Annotated in this window: 24 protein-coding genes; 13 read left to right on the plus strand and 11 right to left on the minus strand. The window is 59.8% G+C overall.

Features of this window, described 5'->3' with window-relative positions; genetic code table 11:
- The first annotated feature begins 58 nt into the window (after nucleotides 1-58).
- From Q5H93_RS04830 to Q5H93_RS04840, 3 genes are all read left to right on the plus strand, one after another.
- A complete protein-coding gene (locus Q5H93_RS04830) occupies nucleotides 59-754 on the plus strand; it encodes a hypothetical protein (RefSeq protein WP_305005366.1) in 696 nt (231 codons plus the stop codon).
- A gap of 303 nt (nucleotides 755-1,057) precedes the next feature.
- Complete coding sequence (locus Q5H93_RS04835) at nucleotides 1,058-2,329, plus strand: AAA family ATPase (RefSeq protein WP_305005367.1); 1,272 nt, start codon at nucleotides 1,058-1,060, stop codon at nucleotides 2,327-2,329.
- A 12-nt stretch (nucleotides 2,330-2,341) separates the two neighbouring features.
- Complete coding sequence (locus Q5H93_RS04840; protein WP_305005368.1) at nucleotides 2,342-2,947, plus strand: hypothetical protein; 606 nt, start codon at nucleotides 2,342-2,344, stop codon at nucleotides 2,945-2,947.
- Here Q5H93_RS04840 and Q5H93_RS04845 read toward each other — a convergent pair.
- Together Q5H93_RS04845 and Q5H93_RS04850 are read right to left on the minus strand one after the other, a co-directional pair.
- Nucleotides 2,933-3,631: a hypothetical protein gene (locus Q5H93_RS04845; RefSeq protein WP_305005369.1), complete on the minus strand. Its 699-nt coding sequence runs from the start codon at nucleotides 3,629-3,631 to the stop codon at nucleotides 2,933-2,935. The genes Q5H93_RS04840 and Q5H93_RS04845 overlap by 15 nt on opposite strands.
- A 118-nt stretch (nucleotides 3,632-3,749) precedes the next feature.
- Nucleotides 3,750-4,265, minus strand: coding sequence for a hypothetical protein (locus Q5H93_RS04850; RefSeq protein WP_305005370.1), 516 nt, complete (start codon nucleotides 4,263-4,265; stop codon nucleotides 3,750-3,752).
- Between the two features lie 299 nt (nucleotides 4,266-4,564).
- Between Q5H93_RS04850 and Q5H93_RS04855 the strand changes: the two genes are divergently transcribed.
- The 3 genes from Q5H93_RS04855 to Q5H93_RS04865 all read left to right on the plus strand — a co-directional run bounded on the left by Q5H93_RS04855 (nucleotide 4,565) and on the right by Q5H93_RS04865 (nucleotide 5,983).
- The gene (locus Q5H93_RS04855; protein WP_305005371.1) at nucleotides 4,565-5,257 is read left to right on the plus strand and encodes a membrane-associated protein; all 693 of its coding nucleotides are present in this window, start codon (nucleotides 4,565-4,567) and stop codon (nucleotides 5,255-5,257) included.
- Between the two features lie 104 nt (nucleotides 5,258-5,361).
- Nucleotides 5,362-5,586, plus strand: coding sequence for a hypothetical protein (locus tag Q5H93_RS04860; protein WP_305005372.1), 225 nt, complete (start codon nucleotides 5,362-5,364; stop codon nucleotides 5,584-5,586).
- Nucleotides 5,576-5,983, plus strand: coding sequence for a PIN domain-containing protein (locus Q5H93_RS04865; protein ID WP_305005373.1), 408 nt, complete (start codon nucleotides 5,576-5,578; stop codon nucleotides 5,981-5,983). The genes Q5H93_RS04860 and Q5H93_RS04865 overlap by 11 nt, the downstream gene beginning before the upstream one ends.
- A gap of 6 nt (nucleotides 5,984-5,989) precedes the next feature.
- On the opposite strand, the gene Q5H93_RS04870 is transcribed toward Q5H93_RS04865, so the two are convergent.
- The 3 genes from Q5H93_RS04870 to Q5H93_RS04880 form a co-directional block, all read right to left on the minus strand.
- The gene (locus Q5H93_RS04870) at nucleotides 5,990-7,138 is read right to left on the minus strand and encodes a DegT/DnrJ/EryC1/StrS family aminotransferase (RefSeq protein ID WP_305005374.1); all 1,149 of its coding nucleotides are present in this window, start codon (nucleotides 7,136-7,138) and stop codon (nucleotides 5,990-5,992) included.
- Nucleotides 7,139-7,276: 138 nt separating this feature from the next.
- Entirely contained in the window at nucleotides 7,277-7,963 is a 687-nt protein-coding gene (locus Q5H93_RS04875) for a NeuD/PglB/VioB family sugar acetyltransferase (protein WP_305005375.1), read from the minus strand.
- Between the two features lie 129 nt (nucleotides 7,964-8,092).
- Complete coding sequence (locus tag Q5H93_RS04880; RefSeq protein WP_305005376.1) at nucleotides 8,093-8,713, minus strand: sugar transferase; 621 nt, start codon at nucleotides 8,711-8,713, stop codon at nucleotides 8,093-8,095.
- Nucleotides 8,714-8,745: 32 nt separating this feature from the next.
- Between Q5H93_RS04880 and ispE the strand changes: the two genes are divergently transcribed.
- On the plus strand, nucleotides 8,746-9,570 hold the full coding sequence (gene ispE / locus Q5H93_RS04885; protein ID WP_305005377.1) for a 4-(cytidine 5'-diphospho)-2-C-methyl-D-erythritol kinase: 825 nt from the start codon (nucleotides 8,746-8,748) through the stop codon (nucleotides 9,568-9,570).
- Here ispE and Q5H93_RS04890 read toward each other — a convergent pair.
- The 3 genes from Q5H93_RS04890 to tgt all read right to left on the minus strand — a co-directional run bounded on the left by Q5H93_RS04890 (nucleotide 9,547) and on the right by tgt (nucleotide 12,879).
- Nucleotides 9,547-10,458 carry a DMT family transporter gene (locus Q5H93_RS04890; RefSeq protein WP_305005378.1) on the minus strand — a complete coding sequence of 304 codons (912 nt, stop codon included), beginning with the start codon at nucleotides 10,456-10,458 and terminating at the stop codon, nucleotides 9,547-9,549. The genes ispE and Q5H93_RS04890 overlap by 24 nt on opposite strands.
- Before the next feature lie 127 nt (nucleotides 10,459-10,585).
- On the minus strand, nucleotides 10,586-11,665 hold the full coding sequence (locus tag Q5H93_RS04895; protein WP_305005379.1) for an LptF/LptG family permease: 1,080 nt from the start codon (nucleotides 11,663-11,665) through the stop codon (nucleotides 10,586-10,588).
- An 83-nt stretch (nucleotides 11,666-11,748) separates the two neighbouring features.
- Nucleotides 11,749-12,879, minus strand: coding sequence for a tRNA guanosine(34) transglycosylase Tgt (gene tgt / locus Q5H93_RS04900; RefSeq protein WP_305005380.1), 1,131 nt, complete (start codon nucleotides 12,877-12,879; stop codon nucleotides 11,749-11,751).
- A 215-nt stretch (nucleotides 12,880-13,094) separates the two neighbouring features.
- Between tgt and Q5H93_RS04905 the strand changes: the two genes are divergently transcribed.
- From Q5H93_RS04905 to rsmG, 3 genes are all read left to right on the plus strand, one after another.
- On the plus strand, nucleotides 13,095-14,255 hold the full coding sequence (locus tag Q5H93_RS04905) for a glycosyltransferase (protein ID WP_305005381.1): 1,161 nt from the start codon (nucleotides 13,095-13,097) through the stop codon (nucleotides 14,253-14,255).
- Nucleotides 14,246-14,869 carry an RNA polymerase sigma factor gene (locus tag Q5H93_RS04910; RefSeq protein ID WP_305005382.1) on the plus strand — a complete coding sequence of 208 codons (624 nt, stop codon included), beginning with the start codon at nucleotides 14,246-14,248 and terminating at the stop codon, nucleotides 14,867-14,869. The genes Q5H93_RS04905 and Q5H93_RS04910 overlap by 10 nt, the downstream gene beginning before the upstream one ends.
- A 114-nt stretch (nucleotides 14,870-14,983) precedes the next feature.
- Nucleotides 14,984-15,610, plus strand: a complete 627-nt coding sequence (rsmG, locus tag Q5H93_RS04915) for a 16S rRNA (guanine(527)-N(7))-methyltransferase RsmG (RefSeq protein WP_305005383.1) — start codon at nucleotides 14,984-14,986, stop codon at nucleotides 15,608-15,610.
- A 48-nt stretch (nucleotides 15,611-15,658) separates the two neighbouring features.
- On the opposite strand, the gene Q5H93_RS04920 is transcribed toward rsmG, so the two are convergent.
- Nucleotides 15,659-16,639, minus strand: coding sequence for a YheT family hydrolase (locus tag Q5H93_RS04920; RefSeq protein WP_305005384.1), 981 nt, complete (start codon nucleotides 16,637-16,639; stop codon nucleotides 15,659-15,661).
- Between the two features lie 288 nt (nucleotides 16,640-16,927).
- Between Q5H93_RS04920 and rpsT the strand changes: the two genes are divergently transcribed.
- Nucleotides 16,928-17,179 carry a 30S ribosomal protein S20 gene (gene rpsT / locus Q5H93_RS04925; protein ID WP_305005385.1) on the plus strand — a complete coding sequence of 84 codons (252 nt, stop codon included), beginning with the start codon at nucleotides 16,928-16,930 and terminating at the stop codon, nucleotides 17,177-17,179.
- A 181-nt stretch (nucleotides 17,180-17,360) separates the two neighbouring features.
- On the plus strand, nucleotides 17,361-18,905 hold the full coding sequence (locus Q5H93_RS04930) for a T9SS type A sorting domain-containing protein (protein ID WP_305005386.1): 1,545 nt from the start codon (nucleotides 17,361-17,363) through the stop codon (nucleotides 18,903-18,905).
- A 73-nt stretch (nucleotides 18,906-18,978) separates the two neighbouring features.
- Here Q5H93_RS04930 and pyk read toward each other — a convergent pair whose 3' ends face one another.
- Both pyk and Q5H93_RS04940 read right to left on the minus strand, forming a co-directional pair.
- Nucleotides 18,979-20,418, minus strand: coding sequence for a pyruvate kinase (pyk, locus tag Q5H93_RS04935; protein WP_305005387.1), 1,440 nt, complete (start codon nucleotides 20,416-20,418; stop codon nucleotides 18,979-18,981).
- A gap of 83 nt (nucleotides 20,419-20,501) precedes the next feature.
- Nucleotides 20,502-20,930 (minus strand): IPExxxVDY family protein, encoded by a 429-nt coding sequence (locus Q5H93_RS04940; RefSeq protein WP_305005388.1) that lies wholly within the window; start codon nucleotides 20,928-20,930, stop codon nucleotides 20,502-20,504.
- Nucleotides 20,931-21,093: 163 nt separating this feature from the next.
- Between Q5H93_RS04940 and Q5H93_RS04945 the strand changes: the two genes are divergently transcribed.
- A complete protein-coding gene (locus Q5H93_RS04945) occupies nucleotides 21,094-21,330 on the plus strand; it encodes an acyl carrier protein (RefSeq protein ID WP_019948606.1) in 237 nt (78 codons plus the stop codon).
- The last annotated feature ends 16 nt before the right edge of the window (nucleotides 21,331-21,346 follow it).

Consider the following 21,346-nt stretch of genomic DNA (forward strand, 5'->3'; position numbering starts at 1 on the left):
CAAAACTCAGGAATAAAGTCGTACTTACTGCCTCAATTCTCTTACCACCAGTTTACCCATGAAAAAGAAGTACTTCTCCTATTTCGAAAACCCCTTCCTGGCCCTGCGCATGCCGCGCCCGGCCTACAAGGAGCAGGCCCAGCACACGCTGCGGGCGGTGCGCGAAGCCGACCTCGGCGCGGCCTTCGAGCCGCTGTGCGAGACGCTGGAAACAGCCATCAATGATTTTGATGAAAACCTGACCGAGCGCGAGGAATCGACTGCCGGCGACACCCGGGCCTACCACACGGCCCGCGCCAACTGGCTCGAATTTGTGGACGACACCTACATCGACTACGTGAAACCCAAGCTGCGCAAGCTCGATGGCTTCGCCGATTTCAAGCCCTATGGGAAGTCGCGCCTCGATGCGCTGACGCAGGAGGATTTGATTGTCAAATCCAACGCTCTCATCGAGCTCTACGTGGAGTATGAGGATAAGCTCTACCCTACGCTGGTGAAGGATGCCCGCGCCAAGCTCAAGGCCATGACCGACGTGGACGAGCACCGCGACACCCAGGATGCCACCACCGACACCACCATCCTCGACCTGGCCGACGACCGCCGCGCCATTGCCCTGGCCCAGCGCCGCGTGAAGGCGCAGCTGGAATTGACGTTTGACGAGCCGGACAAGGTGTATAGCTTTTTTGATTTCGCGAAGGCGACCGTCAATAAGTCGGGCAAAGCCAAACCCACGCCCAAACCCGCCGCCAACTAGCCAGCGCTGCACGGGCGTGCAAGGCGGTTGTTGACTTCTCGCAAACGCCTTACACGCCCGTGCAGACGACTTGCAAAACTGCTAAACCGGCCTACACGCCCGTGTAAGGCATTTACGGACTACCCGCAACTGCCCTGCACGGGCGTGTAAGGCTATTACCATAAAACAAAACCGGCTTACACGCCCGTGTAAGCCGGTTTTTGCCTGTTGGCAGGTGTGCTACACGCCCGTGCCGCCGTGAGGCCCACCGATGCCCAGCCCCAAGCGGATGGATTATCTTCGCTGCCTCATTCCTTCGTGCTCATGGCTGATTCTCCCCAAACCGCTTCCGCTGGTGCCACCCAACCGCCTTACCTCAAGCACGTGCATCTGCGCAACGTGCCACCGCTGCGCGACGTGACGGCGGATTTCAAACCGGGGCTGAATGTGATTATCGGGAAGAATGGGTCGGGAAAGACGCGAGCTATGAAGCTAATAAAGGAGTTAGTGGAGATGTTCGAAGAGAAGCATAGCGGAGTGGGAAGCGAGATAGTAATAGGTGGTAAAGAAGATGTGAAAATATCTTTTAAAGAACAGCTGGTAAGTAAAGACTCTCAAAGACCATTTCTATCAAAAGCAATGGTTAACCAGTTAGCTCTAATTGCCGTTGCAGTTTCACTTGTAATAAACAAGACGAAAATCGAAGAAAATGAAGTACTAGAAGAGGCAATGTACCGTGTGACTAAAGACCATCAACTTCATTTCGTTGTGCCTATTTGGCATGGTATACCTACTTTACCTCTAATTGATACTAGTGCTGACTTTTCTATTACAAAGGCTGGGAGCCCAACCCTGATGAACACCAATTTGGAATGGTGGAAAGTAGATAGCCAATTGCTTAGTGCCTTGTTTAGAACTTTTGACGAAATTAGGTGGGATGAAATTATCGGTACAAATTCTGATGCAGACTCTCAATTACATACTGCCCGACAAAGGATAAGCAGTGCTGCCGATAGTCATGTAGCTCGACTAAACGTATATCTGCCACTCTATTCCCCTCTCGAAGCAGTAAGAAGAAGCGACCAATTTCAGGTTTATTATAATTCGGGGAATGAGGAGATAATCGTTAAAGGGCTTGTGCTGGAATATAAAATTGCTGGTGACTGGCTGCCGTTTAGCGCACTTTCAGATGGAACCAAGCGGCTCCTCTTTATAATAGGAGAGCTAACGGCATCTTTTGTTGCTTACTGGCACGGCAAGGATTTTCAACTTAATGACGAAGGTTTCAACAAAATCATCCTCCTCGAAGAGCCCGAGCTCGGCATCCACCCCGACCAACTGCAACTGCTGCTCCAGCTGATTCGCGAAGTATCGCGCGAGCACCAGGTGATTATGACCACCCACTCGCCGCAGACGCTGGACATCCTGAACCGCGACGAGCTGGACCGCATCAGCATCTGCGAGTACGTGCCGGGCAAGGGCACCCAGATGCGCCAGCTCAGCGCCGCCAAGCAGGCCAAGGCCCGCGCCTACCTGCGCGATGAAGGCTTTTTGAGCGAGTTCTGGCGCTTCTCCAACCTCGAAGACCCCGACTAAGCAGGCCCAGCCATGAGCAAAGCAGCTATTGCGCCCCGGTTTCGGGTGGGCCTGCTGGGCGAATCGCCCAACGACACGGTAGCGGTGGAGAAACTGCTGCTGCCGCGCTACGGGGCGCAGGGCGAGTTTATCACGATGGTCGATAACGTAACCGGCGACAACCTGGAAACACAGGGGGCTTTCCGGCAATTGCGCCGCGAGTACCAATTGGAAAAGCCCAACCTCGTACTGGTCATCCGCGACCTTGACGACTTGGAAAAGCGCCGGGACCGGGTGAAATACCGGCGCCGATATAAGTTCTTCCGCAAAGTCGACAAACAAGTAGAAGGCAAAGGGCTATTCCTGCTCAACATCTACACCATCGAGGCGCTGATTGCCGCCCACATCGAGAAGTTCAACGAGCACTACGGCTGCCACTGCGTCATCGAAGGGGACGTGATGAAGATTGAAAAGCCCATCGAGCTGCTGCGGGCCGCCACGGCCGGCTGCAAAACCCATTACCTCGAAGGCCACTGCGGCGAGCTGCTGGCTAAAATGGACTACAATCGGCTGTTGGCCAACTGCCGCTACTTCCAGAAATTCGATACTGACTTTGCAGCCCGGCTACCGGGTGCCTGATGCAGTGCCGGGTTCCACCACCAGCCGGTAGACCACGAAATGCGGGATTTTGTAGGTTTTAAACCACTGCTCGACCGGCGTTTTGCTCTGGGCCAGGCTGCAGTAGAGCAGCATCCCGTCTTCCTCGTAGGGCAGCGTGTACACCAGGAAGGGCAGCTTCTGCCGCACCGGGAAGGTGTGGGTTTCGGTGGGCTGCTGGCCAGGGGCTAAAGCTTGCTGCAGCGGCTTATAGGGCCAGATATCGGCCCGCAAGCTATACTGGTCGGCGCGGCCGGGCACCGGCTGGAAGGTCTTTTTAGTGGAGCCGCCGGCAAAGAAAAACTGGTTTTCGAGGGCATTGCCGGGCGTTTGGCGGGCAAAGACGTCGAACCCGAACCGGCCCTGGGTATCGAAGCTGGTGAGCTGGCCGCCATCGCGCAGCAGCTCCTGCTCGGGGCCGGGCACGCCCTGGCGGTACTCCTGGTAGGTGAGGTGAAAGCGGTGGCCCGCCAGCCGGGGATGGTGGGCTGTCAGGTGTAGCTTCTCGACGTGCATGACGTGGCTCATGAGTTGGTGCAGCTCGGGGTTGTCGGAGCCGAAATGCAGCTGCACGGCCACGCTGTCGGGGGGCAGGAGCGGGGCCGACTGGGCCCAGGCGGTAGCCGGCAGCGCCAACATAGCCAGCCAGAAGTAAACGTGTTTCATAGAAAAAAGACAGGCTTGAAAGCCCGCCGCGAAGAAACATCACCGGCCGTAAGCAAACGAGGGATTGCCGCGCAGTGCGGCAATCCCTCGGGAAATAATTGCGGCGACGAGCTGCTAGTTACAGCTTATCCGTAATCTGCCGCGTCACCTGCTGGCCCAGGCGCAGGGCCTGAAACTCGGCCTGATTGGCGCGGATAGACAGCTTTTCGTCGAGCGTGAGCACGGAGCGCAGCTGCTCGTAGCGGGTGTTGAGCGAGGCCATGACGCTGGCGGCGGCGGTCCAGTCGGCGGCCTGCCAGCCCGAGCGCTTGTTGCGGGTTTGCTCCAGGAGCTGGTCGTAGGCGGCTACCAGGTTGGTGTTGGTGAGGCTGGAAACGGCGGTTTTTTTGCCCAGCGTTTTCGACACATCGGCGTCGGAGGCGGCCATCACGGCGCCGCGGGCTTCGGCCTCGGCGGCGGCGGCGGCGGGCACCGGCTCCGAGTAGCTGCGGGTGGTGCGCTTGGTGACTTTGCCGGTGGCGGGGTCGATGGTTTCGGTGACCTCGGTTACCTGGTGGGTGGCGGGGGCCGTTTGGGCCAGGGTGGCGAAGGGCAGGGCCAGCAGCAGGGCCGGGAGTACGTGCGAGAGTTTCATGGGAATAATAGAAAAGTGCTTGCGGCCTTTAACGCAAAACCGGGGCCAGATGATGAAAACCGGGCGATAAACCGGCCGCCACCGGCTCCAAAAGGAAGAAATGTAAAGCCTGATGCCCGGCGGGTAACCAGCTGACAGCAACAGGTGAAAGGATGAGCGGAGGGGCGTTTTTAAAATCCCCGGAACGCAATTCGCAGCATGGCCGGAGGGCACCGGCCGGGCGTACTTCGCATTCGCTAAGCCACCGGGGCCGGCTGCCCAGCCCCCGCCCCCCGGCCCTCACCTCACTTTCCTGACTTATGGAAGCTGCCACCCCCAAACTGCCCCTCGCCCTCAAACTGGCCTTCACCGCCTTCCTGGCCGTGATGGTGCCGGTGTACTACGTCAACTACGGCCCCACCAACTTTCTTTACTTCTGCGACATTTCGTTGCTCTTGTGCCTCATCAGCATCTGGACCGAGCGGGCCCTGCCGGCCTCGATGGCGGCCGTGGGCATCCTGCTGCCGCAGGTGTTCTGGTGCCTCGACTTCCTGGGCGAGCTATTGGGGATGCGCTTGGTGGGCATGACGGGCTACATGTTCGACGCCAACCGCTCGCTGTTTCTGCGGGGGCTGTCGTTTTTCCACGGCTGGCTGCCGTTCCTGCTGCTGTTTCTGGTGAAGCGCCTGCGCTACGACGCCCGCGCCCTCTGGGCCTGGACCGGCCTGGCCTGGGGCCTGTGCCTGGTGGCCTACTTCCTGCTGCCCGCCGCCGGCACCGTGCTGCCCGACCCTAAAATTCCGGTGAACGTCAACTACGTCTTCGGCTTCGACGACGCGCATCCGCAGACCTGGATGTCGGCCCCGATGTATCTGCTGGTGTGGATGACGGGGCTGCTGGTGGTATTTTACCTGCCTACGCACCTGGTGCTGCGCCGGCTGTTTGGCCGCCCGGCCGGGCAGAAAAATCAAGTGGAGCCCGCCCGCCTCGGCGGGGAGCCGGTGCTGGGCTGATTACGCGGGCTACTCCCTGGGCCTGAGCAAGCCCGGCTGCCGGAACCTGCCGCGTGGTCCGTCGGTTAGTATATTGCTTTCCAAACCAGTATTTCCGTTGTCCCATGCGCCAGGAAACCCTCGCCGATGAAATTCCGCCCATGCGCCCCGGGCGCCTGAATCTGTACTCTCCCGATGACATCAAGCGTTGGGGGGTAGAGCGTTTTTTAGATACTGTGTGCCGGAAGGAACCACTGGAAATTCCTGACCTGGGTTTTACGGAGGAAGAAAACCGGGCGATGGATGAGATTTTGCGTCAGGAACGAGAAGCCTCAGCCCGTGGTCTTTGATACCAATGCTGTTATTGCACATGTACGTCGGCAGCAGCGTTTGCCGGTACGTGCGGTGCTGCCTATTGTAGTGATTGGCGAATTGAAAGCCTTCGCGTTGAAAAGCAATTGGGGCTACCAGCGCGTAGAATTTCTGGAATACCTTCTTGAAGAATGCCCGGCCGTTGCGATAATAGATTCTATGACCGACCTCTACGCTCGCTTGGATGCCTATAGCCAAGGAAAGTTGTCTGGCCTGCCTCTGCCCTACGGGCTTACGGCGCGTAATATGGGTAAGAATGACCTATGGATAGCAGCTACTGCTCTTTATCTGGACATGCCACTTCACACGGCTGATAAAGACTTTGACCATCTGCTACCGTTAGGCCTGACTTTGGTGCGGGAGCCTTTTAAGTAAAAGTGATTAAGCGGTAGCCTGCTGTAGATGCTCTGCCAGCGCCGCCCGCACCCGGCGCAAATCCTCGTCGGTCATGGCCGTGCCGCTGGGCAGGCACAGGCCGCGCTCAAACAGGTCGGCGCACACTTCGCCGCCGTACATGGGCGCGTCGGCAAAGAGCGGCTGCAGGTGCAGCGGCTTCCAGAGCGGGCGGCTTTCGATGTTGTGGGTTTCGAGGTGCTGGCGCAGGCTTTCGGGCGTGGCCGTCGTCTCGGCCGGGTTTAGCAGGATGGTGGTCAGCCAGCGGTTGGAGTGGCTGCCGGGGCGCTCGGTAGCGGGCGCCACGGTGAGGCCCGGCAGGCCCGCCAGGTGCTCGCGGTACCAGTTGAAAATCTGGCGGCGGCGCTTCACGCGGTCGTCCAGCAGCTCCATCTGGCCGCGGCCGATGCCGGCCAGGATGTTGCTCAGACGGTAGTTGTAGCCCAGCTGCGAGTGCTGGTAATAAGGCGCCTCGTCCTTGGCCTGGGTAGCCAGGAAGCGGGCCCGCTCGGCCAGGGCGCGGTCGTAGGTGACAAGCGCGCCGCCGCCGCTGGTGGTCAAAATCTTGTTGCCATTAAAGGAAAACACCCCAATGTGGCCAAAGCCCCCCAGCGGCTGCAGCTGCCACGCCGAGCCCAGCGCCTCGGCCGCATCTTCCAGCACGGGCAGGTCGAATTCCTGCGCCACGGCCAGCAGCTCGGGCAGCAGCGCGGGCATACCGTAGAGGTGCACCAGCAACAGGGCTTTGGGCTTTTTGCCCCGGGCCAGGCGGTCCGTGATGGCCTCGCGCAGCCGTACCGGGCACATATTCCAGGTTTCGGCCTCGCTATCCACGAATACCGGCGTGGCCCCGCAGTACACGATGGGGTTGGCCGTAGCCACGAAGGTGAAGGACGGGCACAGCACTTCGTCGCCCGGGCCCACGCCCAGCAGCAGCAGCCCCAGGTGCAGGGCCGCCGTGCCCGAGCTCAGCGCCACGCAGTAGGGCACGCCCGCCGCCGCACAGATATCGGTCTCGAAACCCGTCAGGTTGGGGCCGGCGGGGGCTACCCAGTTGTCCTCAATAGCCTTGTTTACATAATTCAGCTCGTGCCGCCCCAGGTGCGGCGGGGAAAGGTAGAGGCGGTCGTAACGCATGGGTTTTTAATTAATAATTAAGAATTAATAATGAATAAGGGGAGAGGGAAGTGAGCTAACGGACACGAAACGTAGCTGCATGGCAAATACATAGTCTGTCAGGCGTTGCACACTTAATTATTAATTCTCAATTATTAATTAAAGAATTGCCCTCGCTGGTACGCCCACGGCCGTGATGCCGGCCGGCAGGTCGCGCACGGCCACGGCGCCGGCGCCCACGATAGTACCCGCGCCCACCCGCACGCCCTGGATGACCGTGGCATTGGTGCCCAGGTACACGCCGGTCTCGAGCCGGGCCGCGCCGCCTACGTTGGCGTGCGGCATGAGGGAGCAGAAGTCGGCCAGCGCGGCATCGTGGCCCAGGGTACAGCCCAGGTTCAGCAGTACGAAGCGGCCCAGTTGGATGTCGGTGGTGAGGATGCAGCCCTGCTGCACAATGCAGCCCTCGGCCAATTGCAGGTTCTGGTAGGGCTCGTGGGCCACGCCGGGGTGTAGCAGGGTGGGGAAAAACAGCTTGGGCGAGGTCAGGCGGCTTACCACGGCGGCGCGGCCGGCGCTGCTGCCCACGGCCACGGCCACGTGCAGCGGCTCGCGCGCGGCGTTGAGGTCGGCGGCGGTGCCGAGGTAGGGGAGGCCCGCCACGGTAGCAGCGGCCGGGGCCACGTCGTCGTAGAAGCCCCGTAGCTCCCAGAGCGGCGCGGTGGCGGCTTCGTTGATTTGGTGGATGAGTACGGCTACCTCGCGGCCCAGCCCCCCGGCCCCAAAAATCACCAGCGGCAGGGCGGCGTCAAAGCTGTCGTATTCGGGGAAGAAAAGTTGGCTCATGGGTAGGAGAAGTCGGCAATCTGGGTACAAAAGAACGTCATGCAGAGCGCAGCGAAGCATCTCGCGTGCAGCGGTAATCAATTACTACCACAGGTGAGATGCTTCGCTGCGCTCTGCATGACGTTCTTTTTACTTCTTTACCTGTTCTATCTCAGCACTCCCCACAAACCGCTCGGCTGGCGCGTACGCCCCCGCCGGCTGCTCCCGCGCCAGCACATGCCGCAGCGTCAGCCAGAGAATACGCAAATCGAGCGCCCAGCCCCGGTGCGCCACGTACCAGGCATCGAGGCGAAATTTCTCTTCCCAGCTCAGGGCATTGCGCCCGTGTACCTGGGCCCAGCCGGTGATGCCCGGCCGTACCTCGTGGCGCACGGCCTGGGCGGGGGAGTAGAGCGGCAGGTACTCGGGCAGTAAAGGCCTGGGGCCGATGAGACTCAGCTCGCCGCGCAGCACGTTCCAGAGCTGGGGCAGCTCGTCGAGGCTGCTGCGGCGCAGGCTGCGGCCCAGGGTGGTGAGGCGCTGCTCGTCGGGCAATAATTGGCCGGCGGCGTCGCGCTGCTGCGTCATGGAGCGGAATTTTACGATGTCGAACAACCGCCCGTGTCGCCCCGCCCGCCGCTGCCGGAACAGCACCGGCCGCAGCCCGCCCAGCCAGGCCACCACCGCCGTGGTTAGCAGCACCGGAGCCAGCAACAGCAAGCCCAGCGCGGCGGCCGTGAAGTCGAAAAGGCGTTTGGTGCGCTCGTACATAGCTTAAGTTTGCCCCGAAATTACCACCCGCCATGCTCACCTTCCCCAACGCCAAGCTCAACCTCGGCCTCTACGTCACGGCCCGGCGGCCCGACGGCTACCACACCCTGGAGTCGGCCTTCGTGCCGCTGCCTTGGTGCGACGCCCTAGAGCTGGTGCCCGCGCCCGCCAACCAGTCCAGCAGTCTGGCCCTCACCGGCCGCCCCATCCCCGGCGACCCCGCCACCAACCTCTGCCTGCGCGCCTACGAGCTGCTGAAAGCCGATTTTCCCGCGTTGCCGCCGGTGCAGCTACACCTGCACAAAATCGTACCTATCGGCGCCGGCCTGGGCGGCGGCTCGGCCGACGCCGCCTTCGCCCTGAAGCTGGTGAACAGCGAATTTGACCTGGGTTTGAGCGAGGATGCGCTGGAAAGTTACGCCCGCCGCCTGGGCGCCGACTGCGCCTTTTTCATTCGCAACCAGCCCGTGCTGGCCGTGGAAAAGGGTGACGTATTTGAGCCGCTGGACCTGAATCTGAAAGGCACCGCCTGCGCCGTTATTTACCCCGGCCTGCACATCAGCACGGCCGAGGCCTACGGCCGCATCACGCCCCGCCCGCCGCAGCACGAGTTACGCGCCGCCCTGGCCCAGCCGATGGCAACCTGGCGCGACACGGTCAGCAATGATTTTGAGGAGGCCCTGACGCCGCACTACCCGGTGCTGGGCGAAATCAAGCAGCTGCTCTACGCGGCCGGGGCCACGTATGCCAGCCTGTCGGGCTCCGGCTCGGCCGTTTATGGCCTGTTTTCCGGTCATGAAACGGTGCCGTCGTTGTCAGCCAAGGACGACTATTTACTCTGGACGGGCCTGCTGTAGCCGTTGCAAACGGCGCTGGTCCCAGCCTTCTACCAGCGGGTGCACCAGCACGCTCACCAAAATCAGCAGCGTGCCCAGGTAAAAGCCGCCCGACATTTTCTCCTCCACTCCGAAAATCAGTACCGCCAGCCCGATGCCGTACACCGGCTCCAGGTTGGTCGTCAAATTTACCACGAAGGCCGACAGGCGCTTCATCAATTCGACGGAAGCCGAAAAGGCATACACCGTGCAGGCGCCCGCCAGCAGCAGCAGCCACAGCCAGTCGAGGCCGTGCCAGCCCAGTTGCACGCCCCGCCCCGCGGTGAAATAATGGCCGTAAAAGGGCAGAAAAATTACCACGCTCAGGCAGGCGCCCAGCATTTCGTAAAACGTGAGCCGCAGCGGCGGGTGCTGCTTTACCAGCTTCGAATTCAGCACGCTGAACAAAGCCGACAGCACCGCCGACAGCACCGCCACGCCCAGTCCCAGCAGCTGGTCCAGCTCAGCCTGCGACACCAGGTAGAGCCCCAGCATCGTCAGCATGCCCAGGCCCACTTCGTAGCCGCGCACCCGACGCCACAGCAGCAACGGCTCCAGCAGCGAGGTCCACAAGGCCAGCGTGGCCAGCCCCGCTAGGCACACGCTTACGGAGGAAATTCGCGCCGCCAGGAAAAAGGTAATCCAGTGCGCTGCTACCAGCGCGCCCACGCCCAGCAGCCGCCCCACCTGCCCGATGGGGATGCGCCAGGGCTGCCGCCGCCCCAGCAGCAGGGCCGCCAGCCCCCCCGCCGCCAGCAGCGTGCGCCAGAATACCAGCTCCACCGGCGGCACCGTCAGCAGCTTGCCCAGGATGGCCGTGAAGCCCCACAGCAGGACGATGAAATGGAGGCGGAGGTAGTCTTTTAACAAGGGTAGGAGGGTAGGAAGGTGTGAGGGTAGGAGTTAGGAGTGAAGAGGCCGAGATAATAAGAAAAGCAGTGCTGAGAAATCGGCGGTCAAAAAAACTCCTACCCCCATACCCTCTCACCCCCACACCCTATTTAGGCACAAACCGGTACAGCGCCAGCCCGATACCGGCGAATACCACCGTGGGCACCCAGGCGGCCACCAGCGGCGGCAGGCTGCCCACTTGCGCCAGGTTGCGCGAGAGCATCACGAAAATGATGAAGATAAACGCCAACACAAACCCCAGCGCAATCTGCCCGCCCACCCCGGCGCGCGACTTCCGGGCGCTGAGAATCACGCCTATCAGCGTCAGCACCACGATGGCGAAGGGGTAGGAGTACCGCTCGTACTTCTCGCTCAGGTAGAGCTGGGTATCGTCGGCCCCGCGCTGGATTTTCTGCCGGATGAAGGCGTTGAGCTCCGGCAAAGTCATGGTTTCGGCCAGCTTGAAGGTGCTGGCAAAGTCCTTCGGGAAGAGGTTGAGCGTGGTGTCGCGGGCGGGCAGCGTGAGCAGGGCTTCGTCCTGCGGCCCGCGGAAGGTGCGGACGAGCTGCGGCGTCATGTGCCACACGTGCTTCACCGAGTCCCAGGTGATGGCATCGGCCGTCATACGGCGCTTAAGTACCGTGCCATCAATGGTTTCGAAAGCAAAGCGGTAGCCAATGTTATTGGTGTTCTCGTAGCTTTCCATGTACACGTAGGTGCGTGCGCCCTCCTTGATGTGCACGTTGCGCCCCGTGAAGCGGTAAGGGTTCTTCACGTACCGCCGCTCAAAATCCACCCGCGTCTTATTGCCCATCGGCAGCACCCAGCCGATAAGCCCGAAAATCAGCAGCGCCACCACGCTGCCACCGATGGCGTAGGGCATCAGCAGCCGCCGAAAGCTCACCCCACTGGCCATAATGGCCACAATCTCGGTGCGCGCCGCCAACTGCGCCGTCACGAATACGGCGGCAATAAAAATGGTAATCGGCGCCAGCAGATTGGCGAAATAAGGGTACAGGTAGATGTAATAGCCAAAGACAATCTTGCCCATCGACAGATTGTGCTTGATGAAGTCGTCGTTCTTCTCCGTGAAGTCGATGACGCAGATAACCGTCACCAGAATCAGCACCGTGAAGAAAAACGCGGTGAGAAACTTCTTGATAATGTAGAGGTCGAGTATCTTCATTTTCAATCAATGAGCAATGAGCAATGAGCAATGAGCAATGCAGAACGAAATTGTTCATTGCTCATTGCCAATTGTTAATTGAATTAAAGCCTGCGCATCACCTGCTCCACCATGCCCGGCTTCCAGGCCCCAAACGTACCGGCCACGATTTGCTTACGTGCTTCTTTGACGAGCCACAGGTAAAAAGCGAGGTTGTGCGCCGAGGCAATTTGCGGCCCCAGCAGCTCCTTGCTCTGAAACAAGTGCCGCACGTACGACTTCGAATAGAACGTGCTGGCCGGCCCGCTCAGTTCGGCGTCGATGGGAGAGAAGTCGGTTTCCCACTTCTTGTTGGTAATGTTGATGATGCCCTGCGAGGTGAACAGCATGCCGTTGCGGGCGTTGCGGGTCGGCATCACGCAGTCGAACATATCCACACCCAGGGCAATGTTTTCCAGGATGTTGCCCGGCGTGCCTACGCCCATCAGGTAGCGCGGCTTGTCCTCGGGCAGGATGTCGCACACCAGCTCCGTCATCTCGTACATCTGCTCGGCCGGCTCACCCACGCTCAGGCCGCCGATGGCGTTGCCGGGCCGGCCCTGCTCGGCAATAAACTCGGCCGATTGCCGCCGCAAGTCCTTGAACGTGCTGCCCTGCACTATCGGGAACAGCGTCTGCTCGTAGCCATACAGCCCCTCGGTGCTGTCGAAGCGATGGATGCAGCGCTTCAGCCAGCGGTGCGTCATGTCGAGCGAGCGGCGGGCGTAGTCGTACTCGCAGGGCCAGGGCGTGCATTCATCAAAGGCCATGATAATATCGGCCCCAATCACGCGCTGAATATCCATCACGCCTTCCGGCGAAAACAGATGCTTCGAGCCGTCGATGTGCGAGCGAAAGGTTACACCTTCCTCCTTAATCTTGCGGGTGTTGCTGAGCGAAAAAACCTGGTAGCCCCCCGAGTCAGTCAATATCGGCCTGTCCCAGCCGTTGAACTGGTGCAGGCCGCCGGCCGCGCGCAATACGTCGAGCCCCGGCCGCAGGTATAGGTGGTAGGTGTTACCGAGGATAATCTGGGCCTGCACCTCTTCCTTGAGCGTTTGCTGGCTCACGGCTTTCACCGAGCCGGCTGTACCCACGGGCATGAAAATCGGCGTTTCAATGGTCCCGTGGGCGGTTTGGATGAGGCCGGCGCGGGCTTTGGTACTGGGGTCCTGGGCGAGAAGGTCGAAGGTCATGGAGTAAAAACGGGCAGTAGTGGGCAGAAAGGAAGAATTGGTATTGGGTGTTAGGTTTTTGGTATCAGGTACTGGGAATAAAAGGCATTTTGCCTAATACCAAAAACCTAACACCCAATACCCAAAACGGCAGCGCCACCTCTACACTGTTTCAGATTGTGCGATTACCGTGCAAAGATACCCCTGCCCGCCCCGCGCCGTACCTTTGTCGGCCCGTGCCAACATTCGATTACCATCCCCATTCGCCCATTTTCTGGCTGCTGCTGGCCACCGTACTGCTGCAACTCTACTACGCGGTGTACTATTTCTGGCCCTTCGCCACCCGCCCCGCCGAAGCCCCGGCCGACACGCCCGGTCCCGACGACGAGCCCGTGTCCATCGTCGTTTGCGCCCGCAACGAGCTCGACAACCTGTGCCGCCTGCTGCCGCTGCTGCTTCAGCAGGACTACCCCGGCGGCTTCGAAGTCGTGCTCATCGACGACCGCAGCTACGACGAAACCCAGCTCTACGCCCAGCAACTGGCCCAGTATTACCCCGAAAAATTCCGCCTCGTCACCGTCGACCGCACGCCCGACGGCTTCGCCCCCAAGAAATACGCCCTAACCCTCGGCATCAAGGCCGCCAAACACCCCCGCCTCCTCTTTACTGACGCCGACTGCATCCCCGCCACCAACCAGTGGCTGCGCCTGATGCAGCGCGGCTTCGCGCCTACGGCCAAAAATCCCGCTGCTGATTTGGTGATTGGCTTCTCGGCCTACGGCGAGCAGCCCGGCTTCCTCAACCGCCTCATTCGCTTTGAAACGCTGCTCACCGCCGCGCAGTACCTGAGCTTTGCCTGGCGCGGCAAACCCTACATGGGCGTCGGCCGTAACCTCGCCTATTCCCGCGCTACCTTCAATGCCACCAAAGGCTTCGCTTCCCACATTCGCCAGCTCAGCGGCGACGATGACCTGCTGGTGCAGGATGCCGTGGTCCTGGGCCGCCACGCTGCCGTAGTGGCCGACGCCTCGGCCCACACCCTCAGCGAAGCCCCCGCTACCTGGACGCACTGGTGGCGCCAGAAGCGCCGCCACCTCTCGGCCGGCCGCCGCTACCGGCTACCCGACCGCCTGCGCATTGGCACCTTTATGGCCGCCAATGGGTTGTTCTACCTGACTACTATTTGCCTCCTTATTTTCCGTGAAAATTGGGTACCTTTGATAACATTGTGGGCCGTGCGAACTTTATTTGTGGCGGCCGTATATGCCCGGCTTAGTCGCCGCTTGCAGCAGTCGCTCCCAATCGGGTGGCTACTCTTGCTCGATATCGTTTATTTTTTCTACTACTTCGCCTTAGGGGTTTCCCTATCCTTCAATCGCGCCCTCCGATGGAAGTAACCAATCAGGACATTCAAAAGCAGTTTTCGGCCAAAGCCAAGCACGACTTCAAGCTCATTCGGGCCGCTGTCGACCACGGCGACGAAAAAGCCTACGCCGAGCTGATGCACATCTACAAGAAGCCCGTGTATCACGTGGTGCTCAAGATGGTGCGCAATCAGGACGACGCCGAAGACCTCACCATTGAGGCCTTCGCCAAGGCTTTCCGCAACCTGCACAAGTTCAACCCGGAGTACGCTTTCAGCACTTGGCTGTTCCGCATCGCCACCAACAACTGCATCGACTTTATTCGCAAGAATAAAATCAAGACGATGTCCATCGACTCGGCCATCAAGGTCGACAACGGCGACGAAATCACCATCGACTTCCGCGACAACGACCTGAATCCCATGGAACACGCCATGCGGAATCAGAAAATCGAAATCATGCGCCTCGTGGTGTCGAAGCTGCCCGACAAGTACCAGCGCCTCGTGAGCCTGCGCTACTTCGACGAGTTGAGCTACGAAGAAATCGCGCAGGAGCTCAAAGCGCCGCTCGGCACCGTGAAAGCCCAGCTGCACCGCGCCCGCGAGCTGCTCTACGACATGGTGAAGAACACCAAGCAGGTGATTTAATCCCGTATGTCATCCTGAGCAAAGCGAAGGACCTTATCAGGTTAGAACGAATTGTTCTGGCGTGATAAGGTCCTTCGCTTTGCTCAGGATGACAGCTATTTGGTTTTGAAAACAATGAATTTGATTCAACACTACTTCCCCGAGTTCACCCCGCAGCAACTCCAGCTATTCAAGGAACTCGAAACCGAATTTAAAGCCGTCAATGAGCAAATCAACCTCGTGGCCCGCACCGACGTCGATAACCTCGTGGAGCGGCACATTCTGCACTCGCTGGGCATCGCCAAAGTCATCCAGTTCCCTAAAGGCAGCACCGTGCTCGACGTGGGCACCGGCGGCGGCCTGCCCGGTCTGCCTCTCGCTATTGCCTTCCCCGACGTGCATTTCCATCTCGTCGATAGCATTGGCAAAAAGATTCGCGCCGTGCAGTTTATGGCCGCCGCGCTGGGCCTGCACAACGTGACGGCCGAGCAAACCCGCGCCGAGCAGCTCCGCACCAAATACGACTTCGTGGTGAGCCGCGCCGTGGCCCGCCTCGCCACCTTCCACACCTGGATTGCGCACCGCTACAAGCCGCAGGGCGTGCCCAACAGTGGCCTGTACTACCTGAAAGGCGGCGACCTGACCGAAGAAATTGCCGAAAGCGGCCTGAAAACCACCGTGACAGATTTGAGCGACTTCTTCCAGGAAGAGTTCTACGAGACGAAAAAGGTCGTTTTCGTCCCCGCCAACAGCGCCCGTTAGCCTCTGCGTCTTCTGCGCTACCCTCTGCGTCCTTTGCGGGAGGTTTGTCTACGCCGGCACCTCCGCCGTCAGAAATTCCACCGCCCGGCGCTCCGAATAATACTCCCCATCGCCCTGCGGGAAGCCCACGTGCCCACCTGCCGTCGGCGTTTCCAAAAACACAAACTCCGAAGCTGCCGCTACCTCCCGCGGATAGCACGAGGGCGGCAAAAACGGGTCGTTCTGTGCGTTCACCAACAGCGTTGGAATGCGAATGCCCGCCAGATACTGTCCCGAGCTGGCGTGCGCATAGTAGGCATCGGCCGAGGCAAAACCGTGCATCGGCGCCGTGTATTTATCATCGAATTGCGGAAAGTCCCTCAGCAATTCCAGCCCTTCCACCTCCACTTGGCCCGGCATCAGCGCGGCTTTATCGCGGATTTTTTGCCGCAACGATTTCAGAAACCGCCGCAAATACACCTGGTTCTGCGGCCGGGCAATGTGAATGGAGCTGGCCCGCAAATCCGTCGGCACCGAGAACACGGCCGCCCGCTTCACCTCGGCCGGCACGCGGGCGGCGTTCTCGCCCAGGTACTTCAGCGTCACGTTGCCGCCGGCCGAGAAGCCGGTGAGGTAGATGCGCCGGTAGCGCCCGGTGCTCAGCGCGTGGCGGATAACGGTGTCGAGGTCGCCGGTGTCGCCGAGGTGGTAGGAGCGGAGCAGGCGGTTCATTTCGCCGCCGCAGCTGCGGTAGTTCCAGGCCAGCGCGTCGAGGCCGGCGTGGTTGAGGGCGCGCACCATGCCGCGCATGTAGGGCCGTTGCGCATCGCCCTCCAGGCCGTGCGAGACAATGACGAGGCCATCGGTGGGCCGGCGCGGCGGCAGGCGGCTCCAGTCGAGGTTCAGGAAGTCGCCGTCGGGCAGTTCGAGCCGCTCGCGCTGGTATGTCACGTCGGGCACCTTGCGCCAGAGGCTGGGCACGATGGTTTGCAAGTGGCCATTGAAGAGGTAGAACGGCGGCTGGTAATGCGATTGGGCGACGAGGGGCATGCGGGCGGGTGGCTTTGGCTTCGGTAAAGTTCGGAAATAATCGGCATGCCGAGTAGTTTTTAATTGCCTGTCTTGAACGCAGCCCCTGTCATGCTGAACGCAGTGAAGCATCCTCTCGCGACACAACGCTTCGTTTAAACGTGATAAGATACTTCATTGCGTTCAGCATGACAGAACCCACTTGACATATTTTTTCTATCAACCCGTTGGTTTTGCCAAACCCTTTGCGTACCTTTGCCCTCCCAAAGACAGAAAAAATCAGCATTAAGCTCCCCTATACTCCTTCTCATGGCAAACCATAAGTCGGCCCTCAAACGCATCCGCAGCAACGAAGCCAAACGCGTGTTGAACCGTTACCAGCACAAATCCACCCGCACGGCTATCAAAAAACTGCGCGGCACCACCGATAAAACGGCCGCTCAGGAGCTGCTGAAAAAGGTGTCGTCGATGCTCGACCGTCTGGCCAAGAAGAGCATCATCCACAAAAACAAAGCTGCTAACAACAAGAGCAAGCTGACAAAACTCGTTAACGCGCTCTAGTGCGACTACGAGTCTAGGAAGGCCGGGCTGCGCCGCCCCAAGGCCCGGTCTTCCGCTCCCATCACCGCAAGCCCCGTTTCCGTCAGGAAGCGGGGCTTGCTGCATTCAGACCGTGCGGGCCGCAATGTTGTGCGAAGAAAAAGCCGGTACTTTGGAGTAAGCCATTTTCTCTTCATTGCTTATGAAACGATTCTACCCCGTATTGGCCGCGCTATTGCTTACGAGCATGGCCCACACCACCAGCGCCCAGACGACCGCTTGGCGTCCCTTCCGGCCCGGCCTGATATACACCTACGCCGACCCCCAAGCTACTGCATTACAATTGCACAGTCTGCGGGTCGATTCCAGCTATGCTACTTCGGGCGGCGACTCGGTGTATACCTTCAACCGTCTGTTGCGCAAGCCGTCGAGTGGAAGTTATGGCTACTACCGGAGCCGCAATAACCTGTTTGGCGCCCGGCTACGTTGGCGCCCGGGCACGGCTGAGTATTACCTGGAAGCCAATGCCGAAACTGTGGCTGGCACGGCTTTTACGCCCACGGCTATCAGTTTGCGGCTGTTGCCCCGGGCGGCAGTAGGCAGCACCTGGCAGGCCAGCAGCCAGCCAGCGCTGACGGCCACGTTGAGCAATCGGGGCTTGGGCACTGGCACGGCCGCAACGGATACCGTGGCTACCATCACGCTTAGCAATGGGCAGGTAGTGAAAATGGGGCGGCAATCGGGCCTGATACAAGGGCCGCAGTGGCTGGATATTGCCAATGCAAGTGCAGGGCAATGGCAGGCATATTATGAGCCTCAAACGCTGTTGCAATCCCCCTATTCGCCAATACAGTTGTTTCGGGTGCTGGTGGGCGACCGGCTCGGTTATGAAACCACGCCGATTATGACCAATCCGTTTCCCTGCTATGAAGGGCATATGCTACGGGAAATTACAAGCCAGCAGATTGTAGGCGACAGCTTGATTATGACCTACCGGCAGCAGCGCCAGTATCAGACTTTTGCTTATCCCAACTGCAGTGGGGCCAGCAATACAGTTTATCCCGTCGAGAACGGGCGTTGGGCTTTCTCGATGCGCACTGGTAAGTCGCCACAGTTTACGACGCTGGGGCTGCTGACGGGCGAATATCAGCCGTATCCGAACGCCGCCTTCAACGGCCTGGAGATGTCGATGGGGATAGGAACTACTGGTACCACGGGCATTTGCACCTCAGCCGTCGAGTTACGCTTTCAGCGCGTGTACAATGGCACAAGTGGCCCTCCCGGCTTCTACTACCCGGGCATTGATTACCTGGGTTGGCAGCAGGTATTTGCCGGCCCCGACCTCAATGCTATGCTTGCCTATGGTGCCGGCGACCTGCAGACGCACGAAACCCGGCTGGTGTACATCCGGCGGGTAATTCCCGGTGTCGGTACTTATAGCAGTTGCGGCAACGCTAGCAGCTTCAGCACCTTGCTCAGCAGCCGGGCTGCCCAGGCCACCGCTGCTGCCACACTTGCTCCCAATCCTGCCAACGACCAGGCAACCCTGACCCTAACGCAGCCGCTCACCAAAGCCGCCACGCTCACGCTAACCGATGCACTGGGCCGCCGCGTGTGGCAAGGCGCGGTAGCTGCCGGGCAAAACTCCGCTGCGGTACCGCTGGCTAGTCAGCCTGCTGGCTTGTATTTAGTGCAGATGCAAACCGGCAACTCTGCGCTGCTCACTTGGAAGCTAACGCACGAATAAGCCGTAATTACAAGGCAAAAAAAGAAGCCTGCTACCATCGTAGCAGGCTTCTTTTTTGGGAAAATGCAGTGTTCTATGCTACGCTCACCTTCATCATATTCGTGCGGCCCTTCTCGTTAATCGGCATCGAAGCGGTGTTGATAAACACGTCGCCCTTTTGCAGGTGGCCGGTGGTGGTCAGCACGTAAGCGAGGTCACTGATGGTGCTGTCGGTGCTAATGCGGCGGTCGTAGTAGAAGCCGCGCACGCCCCACGAGAGGCTGATAACCGTGAGCAAATCGCGGTTGTCGGTGAAAACGAAAATGCCCGCCTGCGGGCGGTATTTCGAGAACTGGAAGGCCGTGTAGCCGCGGTGCGACATGGCCGTAATGGCCTTGGCGCCGGTGTTTTTGGCCAGGTGACAGGCGGCCGAAATGATGCTGTCAACCATAAAGTTGGGCGAAGTCGGGTCAATCGGCCACCACTTGTGGAACAGGCGCGGCATACCCGTTTCTACGCTCAAGATGGTGGCCACCATCGAGCGGATAACTTCGGCGGGGTAAGCGCCCACGGCGGTTTCGGCCGAGAGCATCACCGCGTCGGCCCCGTCGATGACGGCGTTGGCCACGTCGCTGGTTTCGGCGCGGGTGGGGCGGGGGGCCGTAATCATCGACTCCATCATCTGGGTGGCCACGATAACGGGTTTGCCGGCCTTGTTGCATTTCTCCACAATAAGCTTCTGGGCCATCGGCACTTCTTCCATCTTCACTTCCACGCCGAGGTCGCCGCGGGCCACCATCACGGCGTCGGTGAGGGCGATGATGTCGTCGAGGTTTTTGAGGCCCTCGGGCGTCTCAATTTTGGCGATAACGCGGGTGTTTTTGCCAGCGTCGGCAATCAGGTTTTTGATGAAGCGGATGTCGTCGCCGCGGCGGGCGAAGGACAGGGCCACCCAATCCACGCCGTTTTCGAGGCCGAATTTCAGGTCCTCGATGTCCTTCTCGGTCATGGCCGGAGCCGACACTTCCGAGTCGGGCAGGTTGATGCCCTTGCGGGGTTTTACCAGGCCGCCGTAGATTACCTCCACGTCCACTTCGGTGTCGCGGTCAGTGGCCAGCACTTTCAGCTCGATTTTGCCGTCGTCGATGAGAATCATGTCGCCGGGCTTCACGTCGCGGGCCAGGCCCAGGTAGATGGTACTCAGGCGCGTGGCGGTGCTGATTTCCTTTTCGCCGCACACGAGCTTGATTTTGTCGCCGGGCTTGATTTCGACGCCGCCGCCTTCTACGTCACCGAGGCGAATTTTCGGGCCCTGCAAATCCTGGAGCAGGCCCACATTGGTGCGCATGTCCTTGTTGAGGCGGCGCACGAGGTTGATAACGGACAGGTGGTCCTCGTAGGAGCCGTGCGAAAAGTTCAGGCGGAACACATCCACGCCCTCGCGGATGAGCATGCCCAGCCGCTCGTAGGTGTTGGACGCGGGGCCGACGGTGGCCACGATTTTAGTCTTGTTGAACGTGGGACGATTTTCCATGCGCTAAGGCCGCTTCAAATCCAGCAGCAAATCGAGGGGTTAAGGTGTAACGGGGCAAAAAAACGGCATCTTGACGATGCCGCTCACAAAATTAAATTTTCCTTGTACTTAAGCGTGTTCGGGTCGAATTGACAAACATACTGCACCTGCGGCAGGGCCGCAAGTAGCTGCGTAATTTCGTCGGCCGCCAGCGGCCCCGCGCCGTTGCTCACGGCCAGCAGGTAGTCGTATTCCTTGATGTCGGGGGCCAGGAAGGGCTTTTTGAGCACGGAGGGGGCCACGGAGCGGTTGCGGAACAGGCGCAGCGAGAGCGTTTCGGTAGCGTGCAAATAATGACTGAACACGAGGCGGCCGCGGTTAAGCAAATCGAGGAGCAATTCGGGTTGTTTGACCAGGCGCAGGCGCAGGGCGCGGTTCAGCGCCCAGGCCAGGTGGTAGTCGCGGGTGCTGGAAACGAGTCCGAACAAGTCGAAATCGCACTCATAATCAACTTCCAACGTAAATGTTTTCATGATGGCAATAATAGGGCCTCAGGGCCGGGCCAACGACAAAGCTACGATTTCCCCGGGCGGGGGCCATAATGTTGTACCGGGTTTTTGCAGGCCCGGCCGTGGCGCAGTTGAAATTTTCCCCGTTACTTTGTGCGAAAGTTTTCCCTAACCCATTCCTACGGAAATGTCTGAAATCGCAGAAAAAGTAAAAGCCATCATCATCGACAAGCTGGGCGTCGAAGCTTCGGAAGTAACGCCGGAGGCAAGCTTCACCAACGACCTGGGCGCTGACTCGCTGGACACCGTTGAGCTCATCATGGAGTTCGAAAAGGAGTTCAACGTGAGCATCCCCGACGACCAGGCCGAGAACATTGGCACCGTAGGGCAAGCCATCAGCTACCTCGAAGAGCACGCTAAGTAGTTCTCTTAGGCTGGCG

The sequence above is a fragment of the Hymenobacter aranciens genome, from assembly GCF_030580865.1.
GTDB classification, from domain to species: Bacteria; Bacteroidota; Bacteroidia; order Cytophagales; family Hymenobacteraceae; genus Hymenobacter; species Hymenobacter aranciens.